Below are 12,014 nucleotides of genomic sequence, written 5' to 3' on the forward strand. Positions count from 1 at the left end.
AATAGGAAAACAATAAAATGGCACAACTGAACGATGTGGGTTTATTAAAATCACAGGCATTGATTAATGGTCAGTGGCGCGATGCTGACACTCAACAGACCTTGAATGTGATCAATCCTGCTACAGGTGAAATTATTTGCACTGTACCGAAAATGGGGCAGCAGGAAGCTTTGGATGCTATTACCGCAGCTGAACAGGCTTTAGCGCTATGGCGTAAAAAAACTGCCAAACAACGCAGTCAGATTTTACGTCAATGGTTTGATTTAATCATGCAGCATCAAGATGATCTGGCCTATATTTTAACCTTGGAACAAGGAAAACCTTTAGCAGAAGCCAAGGGTGAAATTGCATATGGGGCAGCTTATATCGAATGGTTTGCAGAAGAAGCCAAACGGATTTATGGCGATATCATTCCCTCAAATGCCGCTGATCAGAAAATTTTAGTCAACAAACAACCCATCGGGGTTTGTGCGGCAATTACCCCGTGGAATTTCCCCAATGCCATGATTACCCGTAAAGTTGCGCCCGCCTTAGCGGCAGGTTGTACCATGATTGTCCGTCCAGCCTCGCAAACGCCATTATCTGCCTTTGCCATTGCTGAGTTGGCACAACGCGCAGGTATTCCAGCGGGGGTATTCAATGTCATCACTGGAAGTTCTAGCGAAATCGGTGAGGTACTGACTACAGACGAACGCGTGCAAAAGTTTAGTTTTACCGGTTCAACTGAGGTGGGTAAAAAGTTGATTGCGCAATGTGCATCAACAGTAAAAAAGGTGTCGATGGAGTTGGGTGGAAATGCTCCATTTATTGTATTTAATGATGCCGATCTTGATGCTGCTGTAACAGGTGCGATTGCAAGTAAATTTCGTAATGCAGGGCAGACCTGTGTATGTGCCAATCGAATATATGTGCAATCAGCGGTCTATGACGTATTTATCGAAAAATTTGTTGCGGCGGTAAAGCAGTTTAAGGTCGGTAATGGTATGCAGGCTGGCGTAGATTTTGGACCCGTCATTGACGCTGCGGCGATCCGTAAAGTGACAGAACATATTGACGATGCAGTAAGTAAAGGTGCTCAGATTGTATTGGGTGGAAAGCCTCATCCATACGGGGCATTGTTCTTTGAACCGACCATTGTCAAAGATGTTACTGCTGAAATGCAAGTTGCCAAAGAAGAAACTTTTGGTCCATTAGCGCCTGTATTTAAGTTTGAAACAGAGGAAGAGGTTATCGCCTATGCCAATGATACTGAGTTCGGCTTGGCATCTTATTTTTATACTCAGGATTTAGGTAGGGCAATGCTTGTATCTGATGCTTTAGCGTACGGCATGGTGGCACTGAATACTGGAATATTATCCAACGAAGTGGCGCCGTTTGGTGGGATAAAGCAATCAGGATTGGGACGCGAAGGCTCCAAATATGGAATAGAAGATTATTTGGAAATTAAATATGTGTTGTTAGCTGGATTAAGCAAATAATTAATTGTGAGGATTAAGCAAATGAGTAATGAAACATTTGAAAAAGGGCTGGCGATCCGTAAACAAGTGCTTGGCGAAGAATATGTTAATCATTCTATGAACAATGCTGATGATTTTAACTTGCCATTATTAGAGTTAGCCACTGAGTATTGTTGGGGTGCAGTATGGGGGCGAGAAGGGCTGACGAAACCTGAACGAAGTCTGATAAATCTCGCTATGATTTCTGCACTTAACCGCCCAAATGAGCTGAAACTACATGTGAAAGGTGCTTTACGTAATGGTGTTCCAAAAGACAAAATTCGAGAAGTTAGGGGCTGTTGACAATTCATCTATGTTTGCGACGACGAGTGTTTTTTAGGTGATACTAGGCACGAAATATGAAATTTAGTGATTCTAAATGAGTAGTTCGTAACGACGTAGCGGCAAAAAACACTCTAGTCCCGAAGGGTTGTGGCTAAAATTATCTCAGCCTACGTTATGAAACTCCAAAATAGTCTCGCTATTCTCATCGTTTCATGCCTTGTCTGCTCAATTTTAGCCTACAACGCAAGCTATTTATGAAATATCAACAGTCCCCATTACAAGTCACAATTTACTGTGGTGTGCCTGCTGGTGTAGATAGCTTCCGTATTGCCAAAGAAGCGATTGCAGAATATGAACGAGAAAATGGTTAGTGTTTATTTTAGATCTGTATTCTGATTAATTTTGATCTATAGGCTTCTTTAAGAGTTTCTTTTTTAAACCATAAATCAACATATAACTCCCCTCATCTTAGCCTTCTCCCAGCGGGAGAAGGAGCTTTCAATACGACTATGATTCACTCCAGATGATTATTTTTGATTTATGAAAGAGTTTTAATCAAACATTTAATTAATGACAATTTTGTAATAAAAATGCTTTATCGAACATTTACCAATATCTTGTTTCTTTTTTGTATAAATGTAATTGTAAATTTAAAAAACTATTATATAAAATTAATCATTAATTTTTAAAATCAGTAGGAATGTGTAAATTCATACAGATATGCAATCGTTTTAATATTATTTTAAATGAATTTCTTGGAATCTATTTTATCTTTGTAGAGCAGTAACTTACTTGGTTGAGTTTTTAAATATCATGAATATTGTTTACAGAAAGTTGTAATGGGAAAGAAGCTGTTTTTTGTTTGGCTATTGATGTTTCAATTTGCATTTCAGAATGTCTGGTATGTGGTTGAATCTTTATGTCTTAATGAAATTTCGACTCAAACCTATATAAAACAAAATATTGATGATAAAGAATCACTTATTGCTATGAGCGATGTTGAAAGAAATATTGAAAAAATAAGATATAACAATGAGATAAATCAGTTTTGTCAAAATATTTGTTTAAGTGATAAATGTAATTTCATATCGAACTTTGCTGATTTAAAAATTGAACGTTATTTTGAAAATACATTTAATCCATTTTTTAATCTTCTGACTTTTCATAGATACAGATGGTTGAATTTATATCAATCTCCTGAATTAAATAACTTATCTCCTCCTCCTAAATTCAAGTAGCTATACGGTGGCTAGCTAAAGCAGCTCCCACCATTTTATATTTTTTGTATATGCTGAGGAGTATTTAAATGTTTAGTCAAAAAAAAGCGATATGTTATTTTGTGGAACCATTATCTTTAAATTCTATTTTTAAAATAAATATTTTACATTATTTAATTTTGATAAGTAACCACTTGGCACTTTATCTAAAAGAAGATGAGTATTTAATTTATTGTGGGAGGAAATAAAATGAGCATTATATTTTCTTCCAGAATAAGGACCGTGGGTTCAAGAGTTTTTGGTTTTATATTGGCATTTATTATTGCTGTTAGTTTTGGTCTATGGCACGACACTTTTCCACTGATTGAGCATCTTTTATGGTTGCTCGGTTGGATTTTAGTGGGAATCGGAGCGATGGGGCGGATTTGGTGCAGTATTTATATTTTAGGCCATAAAAACGCGAAGTTAGTTATGGATGGTCCGTATTCCATCTGTCGAAATCCACTCTATCTTTTTAGTTTTTTAGCTGCGCTGGGGATTATGTTTTTAACCGAAACCTTGTTCTTTCCTGTGGCTTTTAGCGTGTTGTTTTTAGTTTATTATTACTTTGTCATACGTCAAGAAGAGCGTTTTTTGAGGAAAAAATTTGATCAACTCTATTTGAATTATACTCAAACCACACCACGCTTTTGGCCGAGTTTTAAAAACTATTCTGAACCGCAATATTGTCAAGTGTCATCCAAACATTTTAGGTTGTTCCTCACACAGGTGATCTGGTTTTTCTGGGTTGCTGCGTTTGTACAACTGTTTGAAGAGCTTCGCTTGTTAGGGGTTTTTCCTATTTATTTTAATATATTTTAATCCGCTTTTATTTTACTAACCTGAATAGAGGGCAGTTTATACTTAGAGTATCCAGTAAAAATCATGTTATTGGGTACGCTATGGTGCATATATTGGATGGATGATTTTTAAACTGAATATGCATAAATCCAGATAAAATCCCCTCATCCTAGCCTTCTCCCAACGGGAGAAGGGACTTTCAATACCCATATGATTTACTCAAGATGATCATTTTTTGATTTATAAAAAAGATCGAATGTATTTTTATTTTTTTCAATTTAAAGAATTTTTTTCGCCATTTTTCCCTATTTTATTTTTCTTTTAAAATGAAGAATTCAATACAGAGCCGAGATTTTTAAGCGATTTAGCAAGGGTTTTGCTTCATCTGTCTAAGCAATGGATGAAGTATCAAAAACATCGTAGCTGTTAGGTTCTCCTCATTTTTTAATCGCTTTAAACATCAACTGGAAATGCTGTTGATCCATGTCAAAAAGCACTTTTTAAATAGATCAGAAAAAAACCGCTTGAAAATTAATCTAAGTGGATTATTATATTTAATCTAAGTGGATTAAAAGCCAGTCCATTGAAGTGATCAATTAAAATTAAAATGAAATCGCCATCGTTCTAGGATTGAAGGGCATGGTACATAGGAAACATAAGTTATGGAAAAGATGAATAAATTAAAAGTAGGGATACTGCTAACGACGGTTATGGGTTCAATCACTTTAAGTGCTTGTAACGACAATGATGATTCAGAACGTGTAACTCAACCGCCTAAAGCAGAACTGACGGATTGTATGTGGCAAAATGCTGTTTCAAGTAAGGATGGAACAGGTGGTGCCAATCCAATGAATTATGCGCTTCCAGACTCCAATGTAAATTACTGGTCGAGTGAATTTACAGTACCAGAAGGCGCAAAAGTTTTTATCGATGGTGATTATCCTTATGCCCGCCACACCTCTCTGGTTAGCTATACAGCCAAAGGAGAACGCGTTAATTCTCTGGTAGATGTCAATATTAAACCCAATCAAGGTGTGACCAATCCCTTTATTGTGGGTAATAACCGCTTAAATAAAGAAAGAGGATTCAAAGCTGAGTTGGTGTTAGGCGATCTACCTGCATCGCCTAAAGAAAATACCTTATATGCGCCTAAAACAGACAGTAATGAAGTGGCGTTAATCTATCGTGTTTATGTGCCGAATAAAGGCTTTAATGAGAAAGGCGGCGTCAATTTCCCACGCTATAAAGTACAGTTAGCCAATGGTGAAATCAAAACAGGTCCAGAAGTCTGTACAGTCCTTAAAGTCAAAGAAAAAGCTTTGGATAATGTACAAACACCTTTGAGCGTAATTTTAAGTTTATACAATAAACAACCTTATGTAGGTTTCCCTGCACAATTGAAGCCAACATGGTATACCGCCTATAACGGACCTGCGAATATTAGTTGTATTTATAAATATAACTTAGAGCAGTGTGAAGGGTTTAAAACAGAACGTAAGCTAAACCAGTGGGCTACGCCAGATAACGAATATACCTTCTCTGTGATTAGCCGCAAACTTGGTAAGGTGGTCGTGATAAAAGGTAAACTGCCACAAATCGCGGCAACCTCTGGTAACGAAACCACTTTAGCCAAAGGCGATATTCGTTATTGGTCGATTTGTACCAATGAGCTGATTTCGACAGCGACCAACTTCTGTATTTATGACGAGCAAATGAAGCATAAAGACAAAAATGGTTTTTATACCCTGGTTGTATCATTACCCGAAGATCGTCCAAAGAATGCTACAGATGAATGTGGAATTTCTTATTTGCCTTTAAGCCCGCGTGGTGATGGTTATACTGGTCCAGATGCTGTGGAGAAAGGGCACAATGATGTCGGTTTCTTGATTATGAGAAATTTATTACCGTATTCAAGCTTTAATCAAGCAATCCAGAACACTAAAGTTTGGGGAGATGAAAAAACGGTAATGGGTGATTATTTACCAGAGCTTAACTATACATCTAAAGAGGAATTTGAAGCCAAAGGTTGTTCGTAATTCATCCGTTAAAAATAAGCCAATCTGATTCGGGATTGGTTTATTTTTTATCATTTTTGATATAAAAGAGACCTCTCTTTTTATTTTCTCTATGGAATGTGATGAGTAATCAAACCAAAGAAAAGCTTATCGAGGCAGCGATTGTTCTGTTTTCTCAGAACAATATCGAAACTTTGTCTGTACAGAAAATCAATGAAACTGCAAAAGTAGCCAACAAATCAGCTTTATATTACCACTTCAAGTCGAAATGGGGATTGGTTGAAGCTGCACTAGATCATGTCATGACACCCTATGTCAAAGACAGTCTAGCGCTATTAAATGCAATTCAACCTGAACAGGTCCAAGTGTCTGATGTGGTCGATGCCTTGATGAAACCGATGGTGAAGATTCTTTTACAGGAAAATGGCATACATTATTTAAAGTTCTTTTCTAAAACCATTAGTGCTGGAGATGAAGGGCGGATCATTGTTGTAAAAACGCTAGTACCTATTTCAGATAAAGCGGTCGAATTATTACAACTGGCTTTACCCGATGCAGAGCCTGATGCGATTGCATTAAAAGTACTGTTTACCTTCAATACCATTCTCAATGTGGTCAGTGATATTGGTCTTGAGCATTTTTGGCCAACCAAGGTGAAAGATCACAAGCTACTGGGTAAATATTTAAAAGACTATATTGAAGGTGGAATCCGTTTTAAGGTAAATCAACGTTATGATTAGCCTAAACTGATCATTGATTAAAAATGTTGCTAATAAAACGATGTAAGTCAAAAATGATGTGAGCTAAAGACGATCATGAGTTAATTAACGATCATGAATGAACTTATGGAGGAAAAAGGACTTTATAGCGAGATTAAGTCATCGTATTAGATGCCGAATGAAAAGAACAGTACAGATCAGAAAATCAAAAATTATGGATATTTTAAAGAAGGAACGACAATGAAAATTAAATTTTTAACGGTCTCATTGATGTTTATTTTGCCATTTTCTGTTTTTGCAGCAAATGGACAAGTCGAAAAAGCGGTCATTGAATCAAATAATGCGTATAAAACCAAATATAATTTAGACGATATGACAGAGTTTAATTATGCGCAAAAAGGCTTTATTGCCAAGCCAACAGGTCAAATTAAAAGTGAAAAAGGCAATGTGATCTGGGATTTTGATGCGTTTAACTTTTTAAATGATCCTGCACCAAATACAGTTAATCCTGCGCTCTGGCGACAAGCAAAGCTCAATAATAATGTTGGTCTATTTAAAGTTACAGATCGAGTTTGGCAAATTCGTGGTTTTGATTTGGCAAATATGACCATTATTCAGGGCGATACTGGCTGGATTATTGTGGATACATTAACCTCTAAAGAAACGGCGGAAGCAGCACTTAAATTTGCTAGGCAGCATTTAGGTGAGCAAAAAATTTCAGCCATTATCTTTACCCATAGCCATATCGATCATTTTGGTGGTGCATTAGGTGTTCTTTCTACAGAAGAAATTAACGCTAGAAAAACCCCAATTATTGCGCCGCAAGGCTTTATGGAAGAAGCGACCAGTGAAAATGTGATGGCAGGTTCAGCCATGATACGTCGTGCGACTTATATGTATGGAACTTTTCTACCAAAGAATGCGGAAGGATTGGTGGATACAGGTTTAGGTAAGGCTGTTGCTGTGGGGAAAATGGGCATCCTTGAGCCTACACAACTGATCACTCAAGCAGAACAGAAAATGAGCATTGATGGTTTGGATTTTGTGTTCTATAACGTGCCGGGTTCAGAAGCGCCAGCAGAGTTAACCTTCTCTATTCCATCACTGAAACTTTATAATGGCGCAGAAATTCTTTCGCATACCATGCATAATCTTTATACCCTCCGCGGTGCTAAAGTCCGTGATGCCTTAAAATGGGTGGGCTATTTAGACCAAGCAATGCAGCATGCCAAAACATCCGATGTATTGATTGCACAACATCATTGGCCTGTCTGGGGCAATGATAATATTCAAGATTTTATTAAAACCCAGCGAGATGTTTATAAATTCACGCATGATCAGACGGTAAGATATATGAACTCTGGTTTTAATGGCGCTGAAATTGCCGAGAAAATTCAGCTTCCAGCGGCACTTGATCAAAAACTATATGCGCATGGCTATTATGGAACCCTTAAACATAATGTAAAAGCGGTATACCAATACTATATGGGATGGTTCGATGCCCATCCTTCCAATTTAGATCCATTACCGCCTAAAGCTGTTGCAAAAAAATATATTGAGTTGGCAGGTGGGGAGAACAATGCATTGAAAAATGCGCAGGATGCTTATGCTCAAGCTGACTATAGATGGGCTGCTGAGATTTTAAAACATATTGTGTTGAATAACCCTCAGAACCAGCAAGCAAAAGACTTATTGGCAAATACGTATCGACAATTGGGCTATGCAGCTGAGGCTTCAACTTGGCGTAATTTCTTTTTGGTAGGTGCCCAAGAGCTACAAAATAATGTACCCCTACAAAATACATCTGATCCGAGCGATTTATTGATTCACACGCCAACTGAAAGATTTCTTGAAGCCATGGCGACAAATTTAGATGTGGAAAATTTAAAAAATGAAAACCAGTGTATCAATCTGGTTTTGTCGGATACCCAAGAGAATTTTTCATTATGGGTTGAAAACTCAGTCATGCAGTTTAAGCGTCATGATGACAGTAAAGATTTGGCATCGGATTGCCCAACATTAACCGTAACCAAGCCCTTATATCTAAAAATGATTACAGGTCAAATAGAAGGGGTAAAAGTCCTGCTGTCTAAAGACAGTAAAGTCAAAGGCAATCCATTGAAAATTGGAAAATTCTTTGCCATGTTTAAACGTCCAGATTCAATTTTTCCAATTGTGACTCGACCAAATGGTTAGAGGAAAATGACGAAGCTTAAATGTGTAGGCTTAGATCAGTAGAGTTGAATAAAATGAGAGGACTTATAGATTAGTTCTCCCATTTTTTATATCAGTATTTCAATAAAAGCTCTTGTTTCATCAAGCAAAAATGATGATGTGCAGTGAATCATGTTGGTATTAAAAATTCCTTCTCGTTTTGAGATAAAGCTAGTATGGGTGGACGATTTTAGTATGAGGGGGATTTTATATTGCGCTATGCTTATAGCTACATTGATGTAATCAGGGACCTATATTGGCTTGAATTGTGAATTAGCTAGTGCTCATCTATAATTAAATTCTTGCGTGTAGAAAATAGAGAAGTATGTCATCACAATCTCAAGTCGCTTCTACTCAGGTGACAAAAAGGCAAACCAAGCCAGCAGAAGTCCGAATTGATGAGCTGATGAATGCTGCACAAACGCTTTTTTTAGCAAAAGGCGTTGAAGCCACCACCATTAGCGAAATTATTGCCAGTGTGGGCGTTGCTAAAGGGACCTTTTATCATTACTTTGAATCGAAACAGCATATTGTTGAAGCCTTAAAAAAACGTTATATCGATTTTTTTATCTCGGCTTTAGATAGGGCTGTTGCAACATGTGATGCTGAAGATTGGGTCAGTCAATTTAAGGTTTGGGTCTCTGCCAATATACAAACCTACCTCGAAAGTTATCCGATACATGATATTGTTTTTGGTGCACATCACCATGAACGTAAAAATAATGAAAAAAATATGATATTGGAACAATTGCTGCAAATCTTAAATGGAGGGCAGCAGGCGGGTATTTGGCATTTAGAACAGCCAAGATTGACTGCGTTATTGATTTATTCTGGTGTGCATGGGGTTGCAGATGAAGCAATTGCCAATCAACTGCACGATAGCACAGATTTTTCTCAGCAAATTGCGCTGCAATATTTAAAAATGCTCCATCATGATGGCTGACTTTTACCATTATCTTGAATCTTATAAATCGCTTATCGTCTGATATTCTTTTATTATCAATTTTAATTAGAACCCGAAGATATACATTTTAAAGCTAACCATTCTGCTTAAGTTGTGATCAATGGTGATCTTTGAAAGCGCTTTCAAGACTATCTATAAAAAATGAAAGCTTTGGGTTTTAAGTGGGTTTTTATACATTGACCGACGGTCGGTCAATGTATAATATAATGATTCTCATTTAAATGATCTAGGTGATGTATGAATGCATCTCGCCAGCCGATTTATCTTATTTTAGCGCTCTATATCAGTACCTTTCTGTGTTTGGTGGATTTAAGCAGTGTCAATCTTGCACTTGGAAGTATTCAAAACCAATTTAATAGTGACATGGCAGATCTACAGTGGGTGATTGATAGCTATGCTTTAAGTCTATCGAGTTTAATGTTAGCGGTGGGGGCATTAAGTCAGCGCATAGGGCGTAAAAAATTATGGTTGCTGGGTGTGATCATTTTTATTGTGGGTTCATTGATTTGTGCAATGGCAAGCAATTTTAGCTTGTTGATTATTGGACGAATGATTCAGGGTGTGGCTGGTGCAGTTTTAATCCCTTTGGCATTGGCGATCATGGTGCATCATTTTCATCAACCGCAAGACAAAGCACGTGAAATTGGTCGCTGGAGTTCTTTTAGTGCGTTTTCATTAATTGTCGGCCCGTTGATGGGTGGGTTGCTGGTACATCATTTTGGTTGGCAAAGTATTTTTTGGCTCAATCTTCCTGTTGGGATTCTAACGATTTACTTGGGCTATTATGGTATTGAGGCCGATCAGAAATCGGTGCCTGTACCGTTTGATTATTTAGGTTTGCTCTACAGTGCTGTAGCGATCGTCACATTAACGTATAGCATTATTGCATTACAACATGTGCATTTAGCGCATTGGTTTATGCTGAGTATTTTCTTATTTATCTTGGCAAGTATGGCGTTTGTATGGCAGCAAAAACATGCCACTCATCCATTGATACCCAATCATTTATTTAAAAATAAACGTTTTTTAGCCTATAACGCGATTTCTTTTATTTTGGGGTTTGCAGGATATAGTTCGTTATTTATCTTTGCCTTGTTTTATCAAAAGCAGATTGAGTTAACTGCAGCACAGGCGGGCTGGTTGATTGCACCACAGTTTTTAACGCAGGCATTTGTTTCCATCGCTTTTTCTAAACTACACCAACGTTTTACCGTGGCAAGTCTGTTAACGCTGGGCTTGGCAATCGCAGGCACAGCCTTGTTGGCCATGATGAGTTTTCAAACTGATTCATCTTTTGCACTATTTATCTTTTGTAGTGGACTTATGGGAATTGGTATGGGATTGATCGTTCCGGGCTCAAGTACATTGATCATGGGCAGTGTACAAGTGCAAGATGCAAACTTTGCCGCAGCCATTTTAAATACACTACGCCAATTGGGAATGACAATTGGGATTGCAGTATTAGGTACAGCGATGACTTTTGTGACGACTTTATCTCAACAGCAGGGCAATAGCTTACAATCTGCTGAACTGCTGGCTTTCCATACTACAGTCATGTTGATGGGCGGACTTTTTCTACTGTCTATTTTGTTTATGTTGTATAGCCAGAAACAAGCCTCAATTTAGATTTTCTCACTGTCATTTTGCAGGGAGCAACTGCACTGACTCGAATAGAGCCAAATAAAACAAGAGCACTGATTGACACAGTTCTCTTGTTTTATCAGTCCTTTTTAAGACTGTAAATCAACATAAAAGCCCCTCATCCTAGCCTTCTCCCAGTGGGAGAAGGGACTTCCAATACCAATATGATTTACGCCATATGATCATTTTTTGATTTATGAAAGATCTATTGATTTTATGGAATATGATGAGCATATAGTTTGATGATGAATCGCTATACTCAACAATCTTATTAAGACATTACAAGAGTGAGACATTCGACTTCTTTCTTCAGTCCCTTTTAAGACTATAAATCAACATAAAAGCCCCTCATCCTAGCCTTCTCCCGAAGGGAGAAGGGACTTTCAATAGCAAAATGATTTACGGCATATAATCATATTTTGCTTTATGAAAGATCAATTGATTTTATGGAATGCGATGGGATGAGCATATAGTTAGATGACGAATCGCTATACTCAACAACCTTATTAAGACAGTACAAGAGTGAGACATTCGGCTTCTTTTATCAGTCCTTTTTAAGACTGTAAATCAACATAAAAGCCCCTCATCCTAGCCTTCTCCCAGTGGGAGAAGGGACTTCCAAT

The 12,014-nt window shown here is 37.5% G+C and carries 8 protein-coding genes and 2 pseudogenes; all 10 read left to right on the forward strand.

Features of this window, described 5'->3' with window-relative positions:
- Positions 1-17 precede the first annotated feature (17 nt).
- A complete protein-coding gene (locus PYV58_RS06925) occupies positions 18-1,478 on the forward strand; it encodes an NAD-dependent succinate-semialdehyde dehydrogenase (protein ID WP_275059730.1) in 1,461 nt (486 codons plus the stop codon).
- 21 nt (positions 1,479-1,499) lie between these two features.
- Positions 1,500-1,787, forward strand: a pseudogene (locus PYV58_RS06930) (carboxymuconolactone decarboxylase family protein); the annotation flags it as partial.
- Between the two features lie 251 nt (positions 1,788-2,038).
- Positions 2,039-2,152: pseudogene (locus PYV58_RS06935) on the forward strand (4-carboxymuconolactone decarboxylase); the annotation flags it as partial.
- Between the two features lie 468 nt (positions 2,153-2,620).
- Positions 2,621-3,019, forward strand: coding sequence for a hypothetical protein (locus PYV58_RS06940; RefSeq protein ID WP_034618139.1), 399 nt, complete (start codon positions 2,621-2,623; stop codon positions 3,017-3,019).
- A 228-nt stretch (positions 3,020-3,247) separates the two neighbouring features.
- A complete protein-coding gene (locus PYV58_RS06945) occupies positions 3,248-3,859 on the forward strand; it encodes an isoprenylcysteine carboxylmethyltransferase family protein (RefSeq protein ID WP_034618137.1) in 612 nt (203 codons plus the stop codon).
- A 641-nt stretch (positions 3,860-4,500) separates the two neighbouring features.
- Positions 4,501-5,874 carry a hypothetical protein gene (locus tag PYV58_RS06950; RefSeq protein ID WP_034618135.1) on the forward strand — a complete coding sequence of 458 codons (1,374 nt, stop codon included), beginning with the start codon at positions 4,501-4,503 and terminating at the stop codon, positions 5,872-5,874.
- A gap of 101 nt (positions 5,875-5,975) precedes the next feature.
- A complete protein-coding gene (locus PYV58_RS06955; RefSeq protein ID WP_004822846.1) occupies positions 5,976-6,593 on the forward strand; it encodes a TetR/AcrR family transcriptional regulator in 618 nt (205 codons plus the stop codon).
- Between the two features lie 219 nt (positions 6,594-6,812).
- Positions 6,813-8,768 carry an alkyl sulfatase dimerization domain-containing protein gene (locus tag PYV58_RS06960; RefSeq protein ID WP_034618141.1) on the forward strand — a complete coding sequence of 652 codons (1,956 nt, stop codon included), beginning with the start codon at positions 6,813-6,815 and terminating at the stop codon, positions 8,766-8,768.
- A 343-nt stretch (positions 8,769-9,111) separates the two neighbouring features.
- A complete protein-coding gene (locus PYV58_RS06965; RefSeq protein WP_034618132.1) occupies positions 9,112-9,729 on the forward strand; it encodes a TetR/AcrR family transcriptional regulator in 618 nt (205 codons plus the stop codon).
- A 258-nt stretch (positions 9,730-9,987) separates the two neighbouring features.
- Positions 9,988-11,376 (forward strand): MFS transporter, encoded by a 1,389-nt coding sequence (locus PYV58_RS06970; RefSeq protein WP_034618130.1) that lies wholly within the window; start codon positions 9,988-9,990, stop codon positions 11,374-11,376.
- Positions 11,377-12,014 lie beyond the last annotated feature (638 nt).

This window comes from Acinetobacter sp. TAC-1 (genome assembly GCF_029025845.1).
In the GTDB taxonomy this organism is placed as follows: domain Bacteria; phylum Pseudomonadota; class Gammaproteobacteria; order Pseudomonadales; family Moraxellaceae; genus Acinetobacter; species Acinetobacter guillouiae.